22 protein-coding genes are annotated in these 18911 nt (G+C 72.9%); 18 read left to right on the top strand and 4 right to left on the bottom strand.

Annotated elements, in window-relative coordinates:
• Window positions 1–73 precede the first annotated feature (73 nt).
• The 3 genes from leuC to J2S63_RS05270 all read left to right on the top strand — a co-directional run bounded on the left by leuC (window position 74) and on the right by J2S63_RS05270 (window position 3079).
• Window positions 74–1483: a 3-isopropylmalate dehydratase large subunit gene (gene leuC / locus J2S63_RS05280; protein WP_310299517.1), complete on the top strand. Its 1410-nt coding sequence runs from the start codon at window positions 74–76 to the stop codon at window positions 1481–1483.
• Between the two features lie 27 nt (window positions 1484–1510).
• Window positions 1511–2098: a 3-isopropylmalate dehydratase small subunit gene (gene leuD / locus J2S63_RS05275; RefSeq protein ID WP_310299516.1), complete on the top strand. Its 588-nt coding sequence runs from the start codon at window positions 1511–1513 to the stop codon at window positions 2096–2098.
• Window positions 2099–2302: 204 nt separating this feature from the next.
• Window positions 2303–3079: an HU family DNA-binding protein gene (locus J2S63_RS05270; protein ID WP_310299514.1), complete on the top strand. Its 777-nt coding sequence runs from the start codon at window positions 2303–2305 to the stop codon at window positions 3077–3079.
• Window positions 3080–3139: 60 nt separating this feature from the next.
• On the opposite strand, the gene cofC is transcribed toward J2S63_RS05270, so the two are convergent.
• Window positions 3140–3817 carry a 2-phospho-L-lactate guanylyltransferase gene (cofC, locus tag J2S63_RS05265; protein ID WP_310299512.1) on the bottom strand — a complete coding sequence of 226 codons (678 nt, stop codon included), beginning with the start codon at window positions 3815–3817 and terminating at the stop codon, window positions 3140–3142.
• 111 nt (window positions 3818–3928) lie between these two features.
• On the opposite strand from cofC, the gene J2S63_RS05260 reads away from it, so the two are divergent.
• Both J2S63_RS05260 and J2S63_RS05255 read left to right on the top strand, forming a co-directional pair.
• Window positions 3929–4708, top strand: coding sequence for a lysophospholipid acyltransferase family protein (locus J2S63_RS05260; protein ID WP_310299510.1), 780 nt, complete (start codon window positions 3929–3931; stop codon window positions 4706–4708).
• 16 nt (window positions 4709–4724) lie between these two features.
• Window positions 4725–5726, top strand: coding sequence for an NAD(P)H-dependent glycerol-3-phosphate dehydrogenase (locus tag J2S63_RS05255; RefSeq protein ID WP_310299508.1), 1002 nt, complete (start codon window positions 4725–4727; stop codon window positions 5724–5726).
• A 140-nt stretch (window positions 5727–5866) separates the two neighbouring features.
• Here J2S63_RS05255 and J2S63_RS05250 read toward each other — a convergent pair whose 3' ends face one another.
• Together J2S63_RS05250 and J2S63_RS05245 are read right to left on the bottom strand one after the other, a co-directional pair.
• Window positions 5867–6217, bottom strand: coding sequence for an antibiotic biosynthesis monooxygenase family protein (locus J2S63_RS05250; RefSeq protein WP_310299506.1), 351 nt, complete (start codon window positions 6215–6217; stop codon window positions 5867–5869).
• Window positions 6214–7347 (bottom strand): trans-sulfuration enzyme family protein, encoded by a 1134-nt coding sequence (locus tag J2S63_RS05245; RefSeq protein ID WP_310299504.1) that lies wholly within the window; start codon window positions 7345–7347, stop codon window positions 6214–6216. Before J2S63_RS05245 ends, J2S63_RS05250 begins: the two co-directional genes overlap by 4 nt.
• Before the next feature lie 47 nt (window positions 7348–7394).
• Here J2S63_RS05245 and J2S63_RS05240 point away from each other — a divergent pair, with 47 nt between their 5' ends.
• The 4 genes from J2S63_RS05240 to J2S63_RS05225 all read left to right on the top strand — a co-directional run bounded on the left by J2S63_RS05240 (window position 7395) and on the right by J2S63_RS05225 (window position 10326).
• Complete coding sequence (locus J2S63_RS05240) at window positions 7395–8540, top strand: D-alanine--D-alanine ligase family protein (RefSeq protein ID WP_310299502.1); 1146 nt, start codon at window positions 7395–7397, stop codon at window positions 8538–8540.
• A 52-nt stretch (window positions 8541–8592) separates the two neighbouring features.
• Window positions 8593–8829 (top strand): Lrp/AsnC family transcriptional regulator, encoded by a 237-nt coding sequence (locus J2S63_RS05235; RefSeq protein WP_310299500.1) that lies wholly within the window; start codon window positions 8593–8595, stop codon window positions 8827–8829.
• 73 nt (window positions 8830–8902) lie between these two features.
• Complete coding sequence (locus J2S63_RS05230) at window positions 8903–9358, top strand: DUF3515 domain-containing protein (protein WP_310299498.1); 456 nt, start codon at window positions 8903–8905, stop codon at window positions 9356–9358.
• Window positions 9355–10326, top strand: a complete 972-nt coding sequence (locus J2S63_RS05225; protein ID WP_310299496.1) for a thiamine-phosphate kinase — start codon at window positions 9355–9357, stop codon at window positions 10324–10326. The genes J2S63_RS05230 and J2S63_RS05225 overlap by 4 nt, the downstream gene beginning before the upstream one ends.
• A gap of 227 nt (window positions 10327–10553) precedes the next feature.
• On the opposite strand, the gene rpmB is transcribed toward J2S63_RS05225, so the two are convergent.
• Complete coding sequence (gene rpmB, locus J2S63_RS05220) at window positions 10554–10739, bottom strand: 50S ribosomal protein L28 (protein ID WP_310299495.1); 186 nt, start codon at window positions 10737–10739, stop codon at window positions 10554–10556.
• A gap of 154 nt (window positions 10740–10893) precedes the next feature.
• Here rpmB and fakA point away from each other — a divergent pair, with 154 nt between their 5' ends.
• From fakA to J2S63_RS05175, 9 genes are all read left to right on the top strand, one after another.
• The gene (gene fakA / locus J2S63_RS05215; RefSeq protein WP_310299493.1) at window positions 10894–12588 is read left to right on the top strand and encodes a fatty acid kinase ATP-binding subunit FakA; all 1695 of its coding nucleotides are present in this window, start codon (window positions 10894–10896) and stop codon (window positions 12586–12588) included.
• Window positions 12589–12601: 13 nt separating this feature from the next.
• The gene (locus J2S63_RS05210) at window positions 12602–14788 is read left to right on the top strand and encodes an ATP-dependent DNA helicase RecG (protein WP_310299492.1); all 2187 of its coding nucleotides are present in this window, start codon (window positions 12602–12604) and stop codon (window positions 14786–14788) included.
• Window positions 14785–15339: a 16S rRNA (guanine(966)-N(2))-methyltransferase RsmD gene (gene rsmD, locus J2S63_RS05205; protein ID WP_310299490.1), complete on the top strand. Its 555-nt coding sequence runs from the start codon at window positions 14785–14787 to the stop codon at window positions 15337–15339. The genes J2S63_RS05210 and rsmD overlap by 4 nt, the downstream gene beginning before the upstream one ends.
• Before the next feature lie 9 nt (window positions 15340–15348).
• On the top strand, window positions 15349–15831 hold the full coding sequence (coaD, locus tag J2S63_RS05200) for a pantetheine-phosphate adenylyltransferase (RefSeq protein ID WP_310299488.1): 483 nt from the start codon (window positions 15349–15351) through the stop codon (window positions 15829–15831).
• Between the two features lie 201 nt (window positions 15832–16032).
• A complete protein-coding gene (locus tag J2S63_RS05195) occupies window positions 16033–16611 on the top strand; it encodes a YceD family protein (RefSeq protein WP_310299486.1) in 579 nt (192 codons plus the stop codon).
• A 94-nt stretch (window positions 16612–16705) separates the two neighbouring features.
• Entirely contained in the window at window positions 16706–16891 is a 186-nt protein-coding gene (rpmF, locus tag J2S63_RS05190) for a 50S ribosomal protein L32 (RefSeq protein WP_310299484.1), read from the top strand.
• 10 nt (window positions 16892–16901) lie between these two features.
• On the top strand, window positions 16902–17654 hold the full coding sequence (gene rnc / locus J2S63_RS05185; protein WP_425573318.1) for a ribonuclease III: 753 nt from the start codon (window positions 16902–16904) through the stop codon (window positions 17652–17654).
• Window positions 17655–17668: 14 nt separating this feature from the next.
• The gene (gene mutM / locus J2S63_RS05180) at window positions 17669–18565 is read left to right on the top strand and encodes a bifunctional DNA-formamidopyrimidine glycosylase/DNA-(apurinic or apyrimidinic site) lyase (RefSeq protein ID WP_310299482.1); all 897 of its coding nucleotides are present in this window, start codon (window positions 17669–17671) and stop codon (window positions 18563–18565) included.
• Window positions 18566–18688: 123 nt separating this feature from the next.
• Complete coding sequence (locus J2S63_RS05175; protein WP_310299480.1) at window positions 18689–18910, top strand: hypothetical protein; 222 nt, start codon at window positions 18689–18691, stop codon at window positions 18908–18910.
• Window position 18911: the final 1 nt, after the last annotated feature.

The raw sequence follows: 18911 nt of genomic DNA, 5'->3' as shown, positions 1-18911 counted from the left end.
AGCGACCATCAGGGTGTCCGTCACCACACCCGGTCCACCCACGGCCGGGAGAGCCGAAGGAGAGGAGCGCATCATGGGGAAGACCCTGGCGCAGAAGGTCTGGGACGAGCACGTCGTCCGCACCGCTGAGGGAGAGCCCGACCTCCTCTACATCGACCTGCACCTCATCCACGAGGTCACGAGCCCGCAGGCCTTCGACGGTCTGCGCCTGGCCGGCCGCACGGTCCGCCGGCCCGACCTGACCCTCGCCACCGAGGACCACAACGTCCCGACCCTCGACTGGGACCAGCCGATCGCCGACCCGGTCAGCCGCACCCAGGTCGAGACCCTGCGCAGGAACGCCGAGGAGTTCGGCGTGCGCCTGCACCCGCTCGGCGACGTCGAGCAGGGCATCGTGCACGTCGTGGGGCCGCAGCTCGGCCTGACCCAGCCCGGCATGACGATCGTGTGCGGTGACTCGCACACCTCGACCCACGGTGCGTTCGGGGCGATCGCCTTCGGCATCGGCACCTCCGAGGTCGAGCACGTCCTGGCGACGCAGACGCTCCCGCAGCAGAAGCCGAAGATGATGGCGGTCACCGTCAACGGCTCGCTGTCCGAGGGCGTCACCGCCAAGGACCTGATCCTCACGCTGATCGCCCGCACGGGCACCGGCGGCGGCCAGGGCTACATCGTGGAGTACCGCGGCCAGGCCATCGAGGAGCTCTCGATGGAGGGCCGCATGACGGTCTGCAACATGTCGATCGAGTGGGGTGCCAAGGCCGGCCTCATCGCCCCCGACCAGACCACGTTCGACTACATCCAGGGCAAGCCCGAGGCCCCGCAGGGCGAGGACTGGGACGCCGCGGTCGCGCACTGGCGCTCGTTGGTCACCGACGACGACGCCGTCTTCGACGAGGAGATCGTCCTCGACGCGGCCGAGGTCACTCCGTTCGTCACCTGGGGCACCAACCCCGGGCAGGGCGTCCCGCTCGGCGCGAGCGTGCCGTCGCCCGACGACTTCGCCGACGAGTCCGACCAGGTCGCGGCGCAGAAGGCGCTGGAGTACATGGGTCTGACCGCCGGCACCCCGATGCGCGAGATCAAGGTCGACACCGTCTTCGTGGGCTCGTGCACCAACGGCCGTATCGAGGACCTGCGTCTCGCCGCCGAGGTGATCAAGGGACGCAAGGTCGCCCCGGACACGCGGCTGCTCGTGGTGCCCGGGTCGGTGCGCGTGCGGCTCCAGGCCGAGGAGGAGGGCCTGGACAAGGTCTTCGTCGAGGCCGGTGCCGAGTGGCGCGGGGCAGGGTGCTCGATGTGCCTGGGCATGAACCCCGACCAGCTCGCACCCGGTGAGCGCAGCGCCTCCACCTCCAACCGCAACTTCGAGGGACGGCAGGGCAAGGGCGGTCGCACCCACCTCGTCTCCGTGCCGGTCGCCGCCGCCACGGCGGTGGCCGGGCACCTCGCCAGTCCCGCCGACCTGACCCCCGTCGGCTGAGCGCCGGCTCCTGAGGAGGACAACGACATGGACGCCTTCACCCAGCACACCGGCACCGTCCTGCCACTGCGACGCAGCAACGTCGACACCGACCAGATCATCCCGGCGGTCTACCTCAAGCGGGTCACGCGCACCGGCTTCGAGGACGGGCTCTTCGGTGCCTGGCGCAACGACCCGGACTTCGTGCTCAACCAGCCCGAGCGCGAAGGGGTCTCGGTCCTCGTCGCGGGTCCCGACTTCGGCACCGGCTCCTCGCGCGAGCACGCCGTGTGGGCGTTGATGGACTACGGCTTCAAGGTCGTGATCTCCAGCCGCTTCGCCGACATCTTCCGCGGCAACTCCGGCAAGGCGGGGCTCCTCGCCGCGCAGGTCGGCCAGGACGTCGTCGAGCAGCTCTGGGCGCTGACCGAGGCCGACCCGACCGTCGAGGTGACCGTCGACCTCGAGCAGCGCGAGGTGCGCGCCGGCGACCTCGTGGCGCCGTTCGTGATCGACGACTACACGCGTCACCGCCTGCTCAACGGCCTCGACGACATCAGCATCACGTTGAGTCACGACGACCGGATCAAGGACTTCGAGAGCGGTCGCCCGAGCTGGAAACCGGTCACGCAGTAGCGCACGCGAGGCCACGGCCCCATCCCGGAAACCCTTCCGTGGTGGGGCTTTCGCCTTCCCGAGGGCCTCGAAAGGCCCGAATTCCCAGGAAACAGGCGGGAAACGGGCCCATATCGTTGTGAGACACCCCACTTTTCCCTAGCGTGCCTCACATCCGCCGAGCGAAAGGTGCCCGGCCACAGTCGTTCACGAAAGGGAATTCCAGTGAACAAGACTCAGCTGATCGACGCGCTCTCCCAGCGTTACGAGGGAAATCGCAAGCAGGCCCAGCACGCGCTCGAGAGCGTCCTCGACGTCATCACACGCGAGGTGGCCAAGGGCGAGAAGGTCGCCATCACGGGTTTCGGCTCGTTCAGCAAGCAGATCCGTGAGGCTCGGATGGTGCGCAACCCGCGGACCGGCGAGCGCATGCGCGCCAAGAAGACCGCGATCCCCAAGTTCACCGCGGGCGCCGACCTCAAGGCGATCGTCTCCGGCGCCAAGAAGCTCCCCAAGCTGCCGACCGCGCAGAAGGCCACGGCTCCGGCGCGCAAGGCGGCGGACGCGGCGAAGAACTCGGGCCCGGGCAAGGCGGCGGCGAGCGCGGCCAAGCGGGCAACGGCTCCGGCGAAGAAGGCCGCGGACGCCGCCAAGAAGGCGACCTCCAAGAAGACGACGGCCAGCTCGTCGAGCACCGCCAAGAAGGCGCCGGCCAAGTCGGCGGCGAAGTCCACCGCGTCGAAGGCGACCGCCACCAAGTCGGCGGCGAAGTCGACGGCCAAGAAGACCTCGAGCTCGTCCTCGAGCACCGCCAAGAAGGCCAGTGGTGGCGCGGCCAAGAAGTCGAGTGCCGCGAAGTCGACGGCCAAGAAGACCTCCAGCAGCGCGACCAAGAAGGCGCCCGCCAAGAAGGCCCCCGCCAAGAAGACCGGCGCGGCGAAGAAGTCGAGCAGCAGCACGGCCAAGAAGGCTCCGGCCAAGAAGACCGCCAAGAAGTCCTGAAGCACCGCGAACGGGCCGGCCCTGCGGGGCCGGCCCGTTCGTGCTGTCCGGCGGTCCTGCTCAGAGACGGTGGCGCGTGACGGCCCACCGGGTGTGCTCGCCCACACCCAGGGCGATCGCCTGGGCCAGGTCCTCGGGGGTGTCGACGTCACGTCGGAGGACCCCGGGCGCGGCGTCGCCGACGTCGAGCGCACCGCCGGCGCGGTGGGCCTGCGCCGAGCCGTGTCCGAAGCACGGTGCGAAGCGCGCCAGGTCGACCGCGAGGTAGGTCGTCGTCCCGGTCCCCGCGGCGTCGGGCACGAACCAGCCGTCACCGCCGTCGGGCAGCGACGACAGGAAGCCGTCCATCGCCTCGCCCCTCAGCGCGGGGAGGTCGGCGCAGACCGCGAGCGGGTGCAGGTCCGGTCGCCGTCGTGCGGCCTCCGCTGCGCCCTGCACCAGCGTCGCGTTGAGGTCGCCCCCATGTCCTTCGGGTACGGCGACCGCGCCGGTCCCCGCGAGGGCGCGGCCGAGGCCGACCTCGTCGGTGACCACCACGACGAGCCCCACGCGGCGGGAGTCGAGCAGCGCCTCGATCGTGTCCTGGGCGAACGCCGCGACCAGGTCGCGCCTGACCTCGTCGCCGAGGGCCGCCAACCGTGACTTGGCGCGGACGAACGGCTTGACCGGCAGCACCGCGGCCCACGAGCCCGCGGCCACCGGTGAGGTGCCGTCGGATCGCTGCGTGGGCTCGGTCATCGTGCCGATCCTGCCAGCCGGTGCGCCGACGCGGTGCTGCGCCTCCGTCGGCGGCGGGCCGGGCGATATCGTCTCCCCACTGGACGGACGGGACGTCGGAGGGAGGTCGCAGTGGCCAAGCCACGACCGATGCGGGAGCACAAGGGCATCGGCTTCACCATCGGAGTCATGCTGCTCAAGCCGCTGCTGTGGACCTTCACGCGGCACCGCTGGCGCGAGGGCACCAAGCTGCCCGAGACCGGGGGAGTCGTGGTGGTGGCCAACCACGTCTCGCACGTCGACCCGGTCACGTTCGCCCACTTCATGTGGGACCACGGACGCCTTCCGCGCTACCTCGCCAAGGACGGGCTCTTCCGCATCCGCGTCCTGGGCTGGCTGCTGCGCGACATGGGCCAGATCCCCGTCCACCGCGAGAGCGACGACGCCTCGCAGGCGTTCACCAGCGCGGTGGCCGCGGTCGAGGAGGGCAAGGCGGTGATCGTCTACCCCGAGGGGACGCTGACCCGCGACCCCGACCTGTGGCCGATGGTCGGGCGCACCGGCGCGGCCCGCATCGCGCTGGCGAGCGGAGCGCCCGTCGTACCCGTGGCGCAGTGGGGCGCGCACCACCTGCTCTACCCCTACTCCGCCAAGCCGCGCCTGTTCCCCCCGACCCGGATCGACATGCTGGTGGGGGACCCGGTCGACCTCGAGGACCTGCGGGCTCGTCCGGTCACCCCCGAGACCATCCACGAGGCGACCGACCGCATCATGGCCGCGATCACCGCGCTGCTCGAGCAGGTCCGCGGCGAGAAGGCGCCGGCCGAGCGCTTCGACCCGCGTCGCGCGGGCGTGCGGACCATCGGCAACCCGCACACCGACAAGCGCGCCGCGCGCAGGAGGACCGGATGAGGAGAGTGGGCGACGCGTGAGCAAGGTGGCGGTCTTCGGGGCAGGGTCGTGGGGCACGGCGTTCTCGCTGGTGCTCGCCGACGCGGGCCACGAGGTGAGCATCTGGGCGCGGCGCGAGGAGCTGTGCACCACGATCAACGAGACGCACGAGAACGCCGACTACCTCCCCGGCATCGAGCTGCCGAGCAGCATCAGGGCCGGCCACGACCCCTCCGAGGTCGCGTCGGGCGCCGACTTCGTGGTGCTCGCGGTCCCGTCCCAGACCCTGCGCGCCAACCTCGAGGACTGGGCGGCCGCCCTGCCTCCCGACGCCCCGCTGGTCTCCCTGATGAAGGGCGTCGAGCTCGGCACGATCAAGCGCATGAGCGAGGTGATCGCCGAGGTGACCGGTGCCGGCCCCGAGCGCATCGCCGTCCTCTCCGGCCCCAACCTGGCCCGCGAGATCGCCGCGAGGGAGCCCGCTGCCAGCGTCGTCGCGTGCGCCGACGAGGAGGTCGCCTCGCGGCTGCGGGAGGCCATGCACACCTCGAGCTTCCGGCCCTACTCCTCGGTCGACGTGATCGGCACCGAGCTGGGCGGCGCCTACAAGAACGTCATCGCGCTGGCCGTCGGGATGGCGGTGGGCAAGGGCTTCGGTGACAACACCACGGCCTCGCTCATCACGCGCGGCCTGGCCGAGACGGCCCGCCTCGCGATGGAGCTCGGCGCCGACCCGCTCACGCTCATGGGGCTCGCCGGCATGGGTGACCTGGTCGCGACGTGCTCCTCGCCGCTCTCGCGCAACCGCACGTTCGGCGAGAAGCTCGGCCAGGGGATGACGACCGAGGAGATCACCGCCTCGACCCGTCAGGTGGCCGAGGGCGTCAAGTCCTGCGGGTCGATCCTCGCGCTGGCCGCCCGCCACGACGTCTACGCGCCGATGGCCGAGGGCGTCCACGGCGTCGTCGTCGGCGAGCGCACCGTCGACGAGATGATGGGCAGCTTCCTCAGCCGCGACACCAAGCACGAGCGCGACTGAGGTGGGCACGGCCCGCACCGATTGGCACGCCTGGCACGAGGCGTACGCCGAGCGCGACCTGCTCGGCGTGCTCGAGCAGCGCGACGACGCGGCCCGGGTCAGTGGCCTCCTGGTCGAGTCCGACGCCGGCGACCCGGCTGTCAGCCTCGGCCGGGTGAGCCCCCCGCCACCTCGTAGGACCACAGCTCGGCGCCCTTGGCGACCGGCTGCTGCCCCCCGCCGTGGCCGTGGCCCGTGCCACCCTCGGCACCGCCGGCACCCTGGTGTCCCCGACCGAACGCGTTGGACCCGAGCCACGCCTGGAACGACTCCTCGTCGCGCCAGCGCGTGAGGACGAGCCAGACGTTGCGGTCGTCGGCCGGCTTGAGCAGCTCGAAGCCCTCGAAGCCGTCCTGGTCGTCGACCGCGCCGGCGCGAGCGGCGAAGCGGTGCGCGAGCTCGTCGCCGCTGTCGGGGTCGACCGTGATCGCGTTGATCTTGATGACCGTCATGGGCCCATCGTCGCACTGGACCCGACGGCGGGCGCGCCGTCGCCGACCTGCGACGCGCGGTCCAGGGCCTGCGCCAGGTCGCGCCACAGGTCCTCGACGTCCTCGATGCCGACGCTGAGCCGCACCAGCCCGTCGGGGATGGTCGGTGCCTCGAGCTTCCAGCGCCGCCGCCGCTCGAAGGTGGACTCGACCCCGCCGAGGCTGGTCGCGTGCACCCACAGCGACGTCGAGTGGGTGAGCACGTCGGCCGCCGGTGCCCCGCCCGCGGTCACCAGCGAGACGATCGCGCCCCAGCCGGGATAGCGCACCTCCGCCACCGCCGGGTGCTGCTCGAGGCGCCGGACCAGCTCGGCGGCGTTGGCGCACGCGCGCTCCAGGCGCACGTGCAGGGTGCGCAGGCCGCGGAGCGCGAGCCAGGCCTCGAACGGTCCGGGGGAGTTGCCGATCAGGTCGCGCCGGGCCTTGAGCACGTCGTGCAGCTCGTCGTGGCGGGTCACCAGCGCGCCGATCACCACGTCGCTGTGACCGGCGATGAACTTCGTCGCGGAGTGGATCACCACGTCGGCGCCGAGGGCCAGCGGCTGCTGCAGCAGCGGGGTCGCGAAGGTGTTGTCGACCACGACGTTGGCACCGGCCTCGTGGGCCGCCTCGATGACCCGCGGGAGGTCGACCACCTCCAGCGCCGGGTTGGTGGGCGACTCCATCCAGACCAGGTCCGCGTCCGCGCACGCCGCCACCACCGCGTCGGTGTCCAGGACGTCGACCAGGTGCGCCTTCAGGCGGCCGCGGGACTCCAGGTCGGCCAGCTGCATGATCGTGCCGTTGTAGGAGTGGCGCGGCGCCACCACGACCCCTCCCTGGCCCACGAGGTCGAGCAGCGTGTCGACCGCGGCCAGCCCGGAGGAGAACGCCAGGCACCGGCCCCCCTCGAGCGCGCCGAGGGCCTCCTCGAAGGCGGTCCACGACGGGTTGGCGTAGCGGCCGTACTCGCGGTCGCCTCCCGCGACGTACGTCGAGGCCATCGTGATCGGCTCGTTGAGCGGCCGGTCGGGCTCGTGCGGCGGGCGCCCCGCTGTGACGGCGAGGGTCGCGGGGGAGAGGGGGTGCTGGACGTCGGGCAGGTCGGGCATGTCGTCAACCCTAGGAGCCCGTCGGGCGCCGGTAGGGTCGGGCCACCATGCCAGCACAGAACGACGAGAGCGCCGCCCCGCGCAAGCCCCGTGTCGCCGTCCTCTTCGGCGGCCGTTCCAGCGAGCACGCGATCTCCTGCGTGACCGCGGGCAGCGTGCTCGCCGCCCTCGATCCCGAGCAGTACGACGTGGTGCCGATCGGCATCGCTCGTGACGGCCGCTGGGTGCTCGAGTCCGGCGACGTCTCGCGCCTGGCGATCGCCGGGCCCGACCAGCTGCCCGAGGTCGACACCACGCGGCCCGTGCTGTCGGTGCACCACGACGCCGCCGACGGCTCGCTGTCGGTGCACGAGCCCGGCCAGGCCCCCCAGGCGCTCGACAGCGTCGACGTCGTGTTCCCCGTGCTCCACGGGCCGTGGGGCGAGGACGGCACGATCCAGGGCCTGATGGAGATCGCCGACGTGCGCTACGTCGGGTCGGGGGTCACCGCCTCCGCCGTGGGCATGGACAAGCACTTCATGAAGGTGGTGCTGGAGTCCGCGGGCCTCCCGGTGCTGCCCTACGTCGTCGTCCCCGCCGCGCGGTGGCGCACCGACGCCGCCGGTGTGCGGGCGGAGGTCGAGGCGCTGGGCTTCCCGGTCTTCGTCAAGCCCGCCCGAGGTGGCTCGAGCATCGGCATCAGCAAGGTCCGCTCCGCCGACGAGCTCGACGAGGCGATGGCCGAGGCGCAGCGCTGGGACCCCAAGGTGCTGGTCGAGTCCTACGCCGGCGACGGTGCCCGCGAGGTCGAGTGCGGCGTCCTCGACTCCTTCGGTGACGACCCGGCCGAGGCCAGCGTGGTGGCCGAGATCGTGGTCGACGACGAGCACGACTTCTACGACTTCGAGGCGAAGTACCTCCCCGAGCAGGCCACCCGCCTCGACGTGCCGGCCGACCTGGACGACGAGGTGGCCGACGAGATCCAGCGGCTCGCGGTCTCGGCCTTCGAGGCCGTGGAGTGCGAGGGCCTGGCCCGGGTCGATTTCTTCCTCCTGCCCGACGGCTCCCTGGTGATCAACGAGATCAACACGATGCCCGGCTTCACCCCGACCTCGATGTTCCCCCGGATGTGGGCCGCCAGCGGCCTGGCCTACGCCGACCTGGTCGACCGCCTGGTCCGACTGGCCCTGGAGCGGCCCACCGGGCTGCGTTAGGTTGGGCGCGCGCGGCCCCCACACGCGCCGCCGATCCCCCTGAAGGAGTCCCATGACCGCCCAGGCGTTCATCCTGATCCAGACCGACAACGGCAAGGCCGGTGAGGTCGCCAGCGCCATCCGTGACATGAAGGGCATCACCCTCGCCGAGGACGTCACCGGTCCCTACGACGTGATCGTGCGCGCGGAGGCCGACGACGTCGACGAGCTCGGCAAGCTGGTCGTGGCCAACGTGCAGTCCATCCCCGGCATCACCCGCACGCTGACCTGCCCTGTCGTCCACATCTGACCGGACGCGACGCGGGACCCGCTCCCCGTCGTACCTCCCTGCGCGCCTCGGGCCACCGGCCCGGGGCGTTGCCGTGTGCCTGCTCGCCCTCGGCCTCCTGACCGGCTGCGGGTCCGGTGCCGTGTCGATCGACGGACCCTCGCTCTCCGGCAGGGCCGAGGCGAGGTGCCGCGCCCTGGTCGACGCGCTGCCGTCCGCGGTGGACGACCAGGAGGCCCGCGCGGTCTCGCCCGACGACGCCCTCGGCGCCGCGTGGGGAGACCCCGCGATCGTGCTGACCTGCGGGGTCGGCCGGCCGAAGGGCTACGTCGCCGAGGCCTCCTGCACCGTCGTCAACGGGGTCGGCTGGTTCATCCCCGACGAGCAGATGCAGGCCGACGGCGCCGAGGACCTCACCATGACCACGCTGTTCCGCGACGTCGACGTCGAGGTGCGCCTGCCCAAGGAGTACTTCCCGCCCGCCGCCGCCCTGGCCGACCTGTCCACCGCCGTCAAGAAGCACACCACCGCCTCGGAGAGCTGCCTGTGACCTCGTCCCACCCGCCCGACGCCACCCTCGCCGACGCCGGTGAGTTCGGCGCCATCGCCGCGTTCACCGCGCTGTTCGCCCAGTCCTCCGCCGTGGTGGTGGGCCCCGGCGACGACGCCGCCGTCGTGCGGGTGCCGGGCGACGTGCTCGTCTCCACCGACGTGCTCGTCGAGGGCCGCCACTTCCGCCGCGACTGGGCCACCGCCGAGGACGTGGGCCGTCGCGCCGCCGCGCAGAGCCTGTCGGACCTCAACGCCATGGGAGGTACGACGACCGCGGTCACCGTCGGTCTCGTGGCCCCGGCCGACCTGCCGCTGTCGTGGGCGCAGGGACTCGCCGCGGGGCTGGCGGAGGAGTGCGACCTCGTCGGGTCGAGCGTGGTGGGGGGCGACCTGACCCGTGGCGACGTGCTGGTGGTCTCGGTGACCGCGATCGGGCACGCGGGGGGTGCCCCCGTGCTGCGCAGCGGCGCCCGCCCGGGCGACGTGGTCGCGCTGGTCGGCCGCCAGGGCTGGGCCGCGGCGGGGCTGGCCGTGCTCTCGCGCGGGTTCCGCTCACCGCGGGCCGTGGTCGAGGCCTACCGCCGGCCCGAGGTGCCCTACGACGCCGGACCGGAGGCGCTGCTCGCCGGTGCGACCGCGATGGTCGACGTCTCCGACGGGCTGCTCGCCGACCTCGGCCACGTGGCGCGGGCCAGCGGGGTCGTGGTCGACCTCACCTCGGCCGCCCTCCCGGTCGCCGAGCCCCTGCAGGCCGTGGGCGCCGCGACGGGCACCGACCCGCTGACGTTCGTGCTCGCCGGCGGCGACGACCACCCCCTCACAGCCACCTTCCCCTCGGCCTCGGCGGTGCCGGACGGGTGGACGGTGATCGGCTCGGTCTCCGAGCCCGGGCCCGACGCCGAGGCCGGGACGGTCACGGTCGACGGGTCGGCGTACGACGGCGAGCAGGGCTGGCGCCACTTCTGACCCCCGCCGGCCCGGCGCGCCCGCCGGCCCGCCCGCCGCGCCCGCCCGCCCGCCGCGCCCGCCGGCCCGCCCGCCGCGCGTACTCCGACGTACGCGTGGCTGATGTCCGATTTGTCCAGCGCGTACGTCGGAGTACGCCGAGCGGCTGGGGTGCGCCCGGGCTTGCGCCGAGGCACAGCAAAGAGCCCCGCCCGGGTCGGGACGGGGCTCGAGCGGTGGTGCTCAGGTCAGCGAGTGACCTTGCCGGCCTTGAGGCAGCCGGTGCACACGTTGAGGCGCTTGGGGGTGCCGTTGACCTTGGCACGAACGCGCTGGATGTTGGGGTCGAAGCGACGCTTCGTGATCTTGCGCGACCACGGCCGGTTGTTGCCGAAGCCGGGGCCCTTGGCGCAGATGTCGCAGACGGCAGCCACCGTGAACTCCTGAAGTCTTGCTGGCGATCAGATTCGGGGTCCGATCCACGACCGGACAACCGCGCTAGCGTATCCGATGCCCCGCGGCCGAAGCCAATCGGCGACGACCACGGGGCCCGATCCCGATCCTGCCACGACCCCACGGAGGCCCCCGGTGGACGACGACTCGGCCGCCGGGGCGCCCACCCGACCGAGCTCCGCCGACGAGGGCTTCGTGGTGCCGCCCCTGGTGCGGTTCTCCCGGCTGGTGCGTGACGCCCTGCGCGACGCGCGCGAGGAGATCGACGCGCTCAACGTCTATCCCGTGCCCGACGGGGACACCGGCACCAACCTGTTCCTCACGTTCCAGGCCGCCCACCACGCGCTCAAGTCCTCGCTGGAGGAGCAGGGCGGAGAGGACGCCGCGACGCTCGCGCCGTCGATCGCCGCCTACTCCCGGGGGCTGCTGCTCGGCGCGCGCGGCAACTCCGGGGTGATCATGAGCCAGCTGGTGGGGGCGCTGTTCCGCCGCATCGGCGCGGCCGAGCCGGGGGAGCGGGCGGCCGCGATCTTCGCCGGCGGCATGCACGACGCCGTGGAGGCGGCCTACTCCGCGGTCGGCCGGCCCGTCGAGGGCACGATCCTCTCGGTCGCGCGGGCGGCGGCCGAGGCCGCCGAGGTGGCGGTCCAGGACCCGGTGCTGCGCACGGCGGGGGTCATCGAGGCCGCGGTCGGGGCGGCGTACGACGCCCTCGCGCGCACGCCCGACCAGCTGGAGGTCCTGCGCCGGGCCGGGGTGGTCGATGCCGGCGGGCGGGGGCTGTGCCTGGTGCTCGAGGCCGCGCTGGCGGCCTACACCGGGCGCAAGGCACTGGTCTCCGCCGGTGACCGCCGGACCCGGCGGACGATCGCGCTCCCGGCCGCCGAGCTCCCCGAGGGCGACCTGACCGAGGGCGGGCCCGCCTACGAGGTGATGTACCTCCTCGACGCCGACGACGAGGCGATCCCCACCCTCCGCGCGGCGCTCGACCCGCTCGGCGACTCGCTCGTCGTGGTCGGCGGCGAGGGGCTGTGGAACGTCCACGTGCACGTCGACGACGTCGGCGCGGCCGTCGAGGCCGGCATCGAGGCCGGCCGCCCCCACCGCATCCGGGTCACCCACTTCGCCGAGCAGGTCGAGGCCGCGGCCGAGGCGGCCAACCGCCGTCGTGGCCGTGCGGTCGTCGTGGTGGCCGTCGGGGACGGGCTCGCCGCCCTGCTCCGCGAGGCCGGTGCGGTGGTCCTCGAGGCGCGTCGCGACGCGCGTCCCTCGACCGGCGAGCTGCTCACCGCGATCCGCGAGACCGGGGCGGGCGAGGTCGTCGTGCTCCCCAACGCCCACGACGTCGTCCCGACCGCCGAGGCGGCCGCGCGCCTCGCCCTGGAGGAGGACGGCACGCGCGTGGCCGTCGTACCGACCCCGACGCAGGTGCAGGGCATGGCCGCGCTCGCGGTGCACGAGCCGGGTCGCGAGTTCGAGCAGGACCTCGTCGAGATGAGTGCCGCGGCACGGCACGCGCGGTCCGGCGCGGTGACCGTCGCCGTACGCCGGGCGATGACGACCGCGGGCCCCTGCGAGCCCGGCGACGTGCTGGGCGCGGTGGAGGGCGACTTCCGCGTCGTGGGGCGCGACCAGGTCGAGGTCGGTGTCTCCGTGCTCGAGCGGCTGCTCGGCGGCGGCGGCGAGCTGGTGACGCTGATCTCGGGCATCGGTGGCGAGGAGGTCGCCGCTCGGCTCGCGTCCTACCTCGAGCGCGAGCACCCGACTGTCGACGTCCTGGTGTACGACGGGGGTCAGGACCGCTACCCGGTCCTGATCGGCGTGGAGTAGGGAGGACCGGACCGTGCCCGGGTGGGACGACAAGCTCGTCGGCGTCATCGGTGACGCCAAGGCCGTCGCCAAGCTCAAGGACCTCGAGATGTCGACGGTCGGCGACCTGCTGCGGTGGTACCCCCGCACCTTCGTGGCCGCCGGGGCGGTGAGCCGCGTGGAGGACCTCGAGGAGGGGGCGCGGGTCAACCTCGTCGTCACCACCGACACCGCCACCGTCTACGACTTCCGCAACAAGCGCACCGGCCGCCTCGGCTGGCGGGTGGAGGTGACCACCTCGCTCGCGGACGGCCAGCTGGGCATGACGTTCTTCGAGCCGAGGTCCAGCCAGGCCGAGTGGCGCCGCCGCCAGCTGGTCCGCGGCACCAAGCTCCTGGCGGCGGGCGAGGCCAAGTGGAACCGCTTCAAGAGCCGGTGGGAGCTGGTCAACCCCGACGTCGAGGTCGGCGAGACCGAGCTGCTCGAGGGGCTGCTCCCGATCTACCCGACCCGGGGCAAGGTCACGTCCTGGCAGATCATGCGGTCGGTGCGGGTGGCCCTCGACGTGGTGGACCCGCTGCCCGACCTGCTGCCGCCCCAGCACCTCCCGCCCGACCTGATGCCGACCCACGCCGCGATCGAGGGCATCCACCGGCCGACCACCGAGAAGCAGTGGTGGGCGTCGGCCCACCGGCTCAAGCTCGACGAGGCCCTGACCGCCCAGGTCGCCCTGGCCCAGCGGCGCCACGAGGCGGCCGGGGTCCAGGCGCGGCCACGGCCCGGGCGCGCCGGAGGCCTCTTCGACGCCTTCGACGAGCGGCTGCCCTTCGAGCTCACCGAGGGCCAGCGCGAGGTCGAGGCCGAGATCCTCGCCGACCTGGCCCGCGACCACCCGATGCACCGCCTCCTGCAGGGCGAGGTCGCCTCCGGCAAGACCGTCGTCGCGCTGCGCGCGATGCTGCGCGTCGTGGACTCCGGGGGACAGGCCGCGCTGCTGGCCCCGACCGAGGTGCTCGCCCAGCAGCACCACCGCTCGATCACCCGCATGCTCGGCGACCTCGCGGCCGGCGACATGCTCGGCGGCCACGAGCACGCCACGACGGTCGCGCTGCTCACCGGGTCGCTCGGTGCGACGGCGCGCAAGGAGGCGATGCTCGACGCCGCCTCGGGCCGGGCCGGGATCGTGGTCGGCACCCACGCGTTGCTCGAGGACAAGGTCCAGTTCGCCGACCTCGGTCTCGTGGTCGTCGACGAGCAGCACCGCTTCGGGGTCGAGCAGCGGGCCGCCCTCACGGCCAAGGCCGAGGACCCGCCCCACGTGCTCGTGATGACCGCGACCCCGATCCCGCGCACCGTCGCGATGACGGTCTTCGGCGATCTCGAGACCTCCGCGCTGCGGCAGCTGCCCGCGGGCCGCGCGCCGATCCAGACGACCGTCGTACCCCTCGCCGACCAGCCGGGCTGGGCCGACCGGGTCTGGGCGCGCGTGCGCGAGGAGGTGGCCACCGGGCGGCAGGCCTACGTCCTCTGCCCCCGCATCACCGGCGACGAGGAGGAGCCCGCCGACCCCGCCGACCTTGACGACGGACCGGCCGGGTCCTCGGGCGACAAGCGGCCCCTCGCCGCGGTGGAGGAGGTCGCGGTCGGTCTCGCCCAGGAGCAGCTGGCGGGCCTGCGCGTCGACGTGCTCCACGGCCGGCTGACGCCCGAGGCCAAGGACTCCGCGATGAGCCGCTTCGCCGCGGGCGAGGTCGACGTGCTGGTCTGCACGACCGTGGTCGAGGTCGGCGTCGACGTCGGCAACGCCACCACGATGGTCGTGCTCGACGCCGACCGCTTCGGCATCTCCCAGCTCCACCAGCTGCGCGGCCGGGTCGGCCGCGGAGGCCACCCCGGCCTGTGCCTCCTGGTGACCCACGCGGCCGCCGCCTCCGGGTCACGGCAGCGCCTCGAGGCGGTGGCGAGCACGACCGACGGGTTCGCGCTGGCCGACCTCGACCTCGAGCTGCGCCACGAGGGCGACGTGCTCGGCAGCAACCAGTCCGGCCGTCGCCGCACCCTGCGCCTGCTCTCGGTGGCCCGCGACGGCGACGTCATCGAGCGCGCCCGCGACCTCGCGAGCGCCATCGTCGAGGAGGACCCCACCCTGTCCCACGCGCCCGCCCTGGCCGCCGCCGTCGCCTCGCTCCAGGAGGCGGCCGCCTACCTGGACAAGACATGACCCGCATCATCGGCGGCACCGCCGGGGGCCGCCGGCTCCAGACACCGCGCGGCGACCGCACCCGGCCGACGTCCGACCGTGTGCGCGAGGCGTTCTTCTCCGCGGTCGAGTCCCGCATGGGGGTGTGGTCGGGCCTGCGCGTGCTCGACCTCTACGCCGGCTCGGGGGCGATCGGCCTCGAGGCGCTGTCCCGGGGCGCGGCCGCCGCGACCGCCGTCGAGCACGACGTGCGCACCGCCCAGCTCATCCGGCGCAACGCCGAGTCCCTCGGGCTGCGGCTCGAGGTGGTGACCCGGTCGGTCCGGACCCACCTCACCGACCACGAGCCCTCGCCGTACGACGTGGTCTTCAGCGACCCGCCGTACTCCCTGGCGACGGAGGACGTGGTCGCGGACCTGCTGGTCCTGGCCCGGCGGGGGTGGCTGGCCGAGGACTCGCTGGTCGTGGTCGAGCGCTCCTCGCGCAGCGCGCCGGTCGCCTGGCCGGAGGGCTACGAGCCCGGCAAGGTCAAGGCGTACGGCGAGACGTCGCTGGCCTACGCGCGCTGGTAGCGTCGCGGGGTGCGACGCGCCGCCTGCCCCGGGTCCTTCGACCCCGTCACCAACGGTCACATCGACATCGTCGGCCGTGCCTCCGCCCTCTTCGACGAGGTGATCGTCGCGGTCGGGGTCAACAAGTCCAAGAACCGGCTGTTCACCGCCGAGGAGCGGCTGGAGATGCTCACCGAGGCCGTCGCTCCGTGGGACAACGTCGTGGTCGCGGGGTTCACCGGGCTGCTCACCGACTTCTGCGAGGAGCGCGGGGTCAGCGCGATCGTCAAGGGCCTGCGCGCGGTCAGCGACTTCGACTACGAGCTCCAGATGGCCCAGATGAACTCCAGCCTGTCGCCGGTCGAGACGGTCTTCATGCCGACCAGCCCGGAGTACTCCTTCCTCGCCTCCTCCCTGGTCAAGGAGGTCGCGACCTTCGGCGGCGACGTCTCGGCCCTCGTGCCGCCCCACGTCCTGGAGCGCCTCCGCACCCGGCTGGCGGAGCGGGGCTGACGGTTTCACTAGGTACCTAGTGAAGTTCTCGCTCCCCGAGCGAAACTTCGCTCGGGAAGTGACAGTTTCACTAGGTACCTAGTGAAACTGCACCCGGCGTTTTGGCCGTCCGGGGGTCCGGCGATACGATGGACGACGGTCCTCGTGGCGTCTGACGATGCGAGGGCCGTGATCTGTCCGCCGTGATCCGAAGGTTGTGCCGTGCGTCTCGACCGACGAGCGCCGCTCGTGCTCGACACTCGTGACCTCGGCCGACGGCCGGGGACCGAGCGTCACGTGGCCACCTCGGTGCCGGCACCGGCAGATCTCGGGATCGAGGTCCTCTCCGTCCCCGAGGGCTCGCCGGTCGACCTCGACCTGCGGCTCGAGGCGGTCGTCGAGGGCGTCCTGGTCACCGGCACGGCTCGCGCCGAGCTGCGCGGGGAGTGCGTGCGGTGCCTGGACCCGGTCACCGACGAGGTGACGGTCGACCTCGTGGAGCTCTTCGTGTACGACGACGAGGAGTCCGCGCGGGAAGCCGCCGGGGACGAGGACGACGAGACCAGCCGGCTCGAGGGCGACCTGCTCGACCTGGAGCCACCGCTTCGCGATGCGGTCGTGCTTGCGCTACCGTTCCAGCCGCTGTGCCGGGAGGACTGCCCGGGGCTGTGCGTCGAGTGCGGCGCCCGGCTCGCGGACGATCCGGAGCACGGTCACGAGGACCAGATCGACCCACGCTGGGCAGCCCTGCAGGGCCTGGCGCGGGACCAGCAGGACCCGAAGGACCCGAAGGACCAGTAGACGCAGCAGCACCAGCAGCACCAGCAGCACCGCACGAACGAGCAGCACCCCGCAGCACCAGCCCGCACGACCCCAGCAAGACGAGGAGCACATCGTGGCCGTCCCGAAGCGGAAGATGTCGCGCAGCAACACCCGCCACCGCCGTTCGCAGTGGAAGGCGAGCGCGCCCGCCCTGGCGACCTGCGCCAACCCCGCCTGCGGCGCCAAGCACCTGCCGCACCGCGCGTGCCCCTCCTGCGGGCAGTACGGCGCCCGCAACAACCGCCGGCCGGTTCTCTGACGGTCCGGCGGTGACGTCGGTGGCGGCCGGGTCGGACTCGTCCGACTCCTCGGGGGGCAACTACCCCGACCTGCGCCAGGCGCTCGGTGATCCCCACGTGGACGCCGACCTGCTCGAGCGCGCCCTGACGCACCGCTCCTACGCCTACGAGAACGGCGGCCTGCCGACCAACGAGCGGCTGGAGTTCCTGGGCGACGCCGTGCTCGGCGTGGTCGTCACCGAGACCCTCTACACCGACCACCCCGACCTCTCCGAGGGTCGGCTGGCCAAGCTCCGCGCCGCGGTGGTCAACGCCCGCGCGCTGGCCGACGTGGCCCGCACCATCGGCCTCGGCGAGCACGTCAAGCTCGGCCGTGGCGAGGAGATCACCGGGGGCCGCACCAAGGCCTCGATCCTGTCCGACACCGTCGAGGCGGTCATCGGCGCGGTCTACCTCTCCGGCGGCTTCGAGGTCGCCGGTCAGGTCGTGCACCTGCTCTTCGACCCGGTCATGCGCAACGCCGCCCGCATGGGCGCGGGCCTGGACTGGAAGACCAGCCTCCAGGAGCTGACGGCCCAGCTCAGCTCGGGCGTCCCGGAGTACGTCATCTCCGACGAGGGCCCCGACCACGCCAAGACCTTCACCGCCCAGGTGCGGGTGGGTGAGCGCCTCTACGGCCTCGGCGTGGGCCGGTCCAAGAAGGAGGCGGAGCAGCAGGCCGCCGAGACCGCCTACACCGAGCTGAGCGCCGCCGCCGCCGCGCGTCCCGACGGCACCGGCTGAGCCGAGCCCCGTCGATGCCCGAGCTTCCCGAGGTCGAGGTCGTACGACGCGGCCTCGAGCGTCATGTCGTCGGCCGCAGCGTCACCGCGGTCGACGTCCTCCACCCCCGTCCCGTACGCCGCCACGTCGCCGGCGCGGAGTCGTTCCGTGACCTGCTCGTCGGCCGGCAGGTGACCGGGGCCCGTCGCCGCGGCAAGTTCCTCTGGCTGCCGCTGGACAGCGGTGACGCCCTCATGGCCCACCTCGGCATGAGCGGGCAGATGCTGGTCCAGCCGACCGACGCCGCCGACGAGCGCCACCTGCGGGTCCGTCTCGGGCTCACCCCCGCGGGGGAGCCCGGCCCGGAGACCGAGCTGCGCTTCGTGGACCAGCGCATGTTCGGCGGGCTGTCGATCTCCACCGGCGGCGCCGACGTGCCCCCCGAGATCGCGCACATCGCGCTCGACCCGCTCGACGACGCCTTCGACGACCGGCGCTTCATCGCCGACGTACGCCGACGCCGCTCCGCGGTCAAGCGGGTCCTGCTGGACCAGAAGGTGGTCTCCGGGGTCGGCAACATCTACGCCGACGAGGCCCTCTGGGCCGCCGGGATCAACGGGGAGCGGTCCGGTGACCGGCTCACCTCGGCGCAGGTGCGCCGCATCCTCTCCGAGGTGCGCGCGGTGATGTCGGCGGCGCTGCGCCAGGGCGGCACGTCGTTCGACGCGCTCTACGTCAACGTCAACGGCGAGAGCGGCTACTTCGACCGCTCGCTGTCGGCCTACGGGCAGGAGGGACTGCCCTGCGGCCGGTGCGGCACACCCATCCGGCGCGTGTCGTTCATGAACCGTTCGTCGTACTTCTGTCCCCGCTGCCAACCGGTGCCCCGGGCCCGCCGCAAGGTGGTCACGACCAGCCCCGCCCAGCGTTGACCGACCGGACGGTGTCGTGTCACTCTTGACGATCAGGATGACCCGTTCCCAGACCACGCAGAGGATCTCCTGACCGGCGCCGCCGCACGGCGTGCGCCCCGAACACCGAAGGACCCATCACCCATGGCCAAGGCCCTGCTCGGCTACGTCTCCTCCCAGTACGACCCTCGTGAGGCCGCTCGGTTCGCCGCCGAGAACCGCGCCCTGCGTCAGCAGCTGGCCGACCTGCAGTCGCTGGTCCGCCGCCTGCAGCACGAGAACGACCTGCTGACGGATCGGCTCGACCCCTCCGAGCTGCTCGTGCCCGCTCAGGGCGCGACCGTGGAGGACATGCAGCCGGTCTGAC

Source organism: Nocardioides marmoribigeumensis, assembly GCF_031458325.1.
Lineage (GTDB): Bacteria > Actinomycetota > Actinomycetes > Propionibacteriales > Nocardioidaceae > Marmoricola_A > Marmoricola_A marmoribigeumensis.
Note: the sequence above shows the minus strand (reverse complement) of the source record. Positions and strands in the feature narration are given on the sequence as shown.

What these genes read in the sequence shown, in the direction of transcription:
- leuC (WP_310299517.1), top strand. Translation starts at nt 74, where the DNA reads ATGGGGAAGACCCTGGCGCAGAAGGTCTGGGACGAGCACGTCGTCCGC.
- leuD (WP_310299516.1), top strand. Translation starts at nt 1,511, where the DNA reads ATGGACGCCTTCACCCAGCACACCGGCACCGTCCTGCCACTGCGACGC.
- cofC (WP_310299512.1), bottom strand. Translation starts at nt 3,817, where the DNA reads ATGACCGAGCCCACGCAGCGATCCGACGGCACCTCACCGGTGGCCGCG.
- J2S63_RS05250 (WP_310299506.1), bottom strand. Translation starts at nt 6,217, where the DNA reads ATGACGGTCATCAAGATCAACGCGATCACGGTCGACCCCGACAGCGGC.
- J2S63_RS05245 (WP_310299504.1), bottom strand. Translation starts at nt 7,347, where the DNA reads ATGCCCGACCTGCCCGACGTCCAGCACCCCCTCTCCCCCGCGACCCTC.
- J2S63_RS05240 (WP_310299502.1), top strand. Translation starts at nt 7,395, where the DNA reads ATGCCAGCACAGAACGACGAGAGCGCCGCCCCGCGCAAGCCCCGTGTC.
- J2S63_RS05235 (WP_310299500.1), top strand. Translation starts at nt 8,593, where the DNA reads ATGACCGCCCAGGCGTTCATCCTGATCCAGACCGACAACGGCAAGGCC.
- rsmD (WP_310299490.1), top strand. Translation starts at nt 14,785, where the DNA reads ATGACCCGCATCATCGGCGGCACCGCCGGGGGCCGCCGGCTCCAGACA.
- mutM (WP_310299482.1), top strand. Translation starts at nt 17,669, where the DNA reads ATGCCCGAGCTTCCCGAGGTCGAGGTCGTACGACGCGGCCTCGAGCGT.
- J2S63_RS05175 (WP_310299480.1), top strand. Translation starts at nt 18,689, where the DNA reads ATGGCCAAGGCCCTGCTCGGCTACGTCTCCTCCCAGTACGACCCTCGT.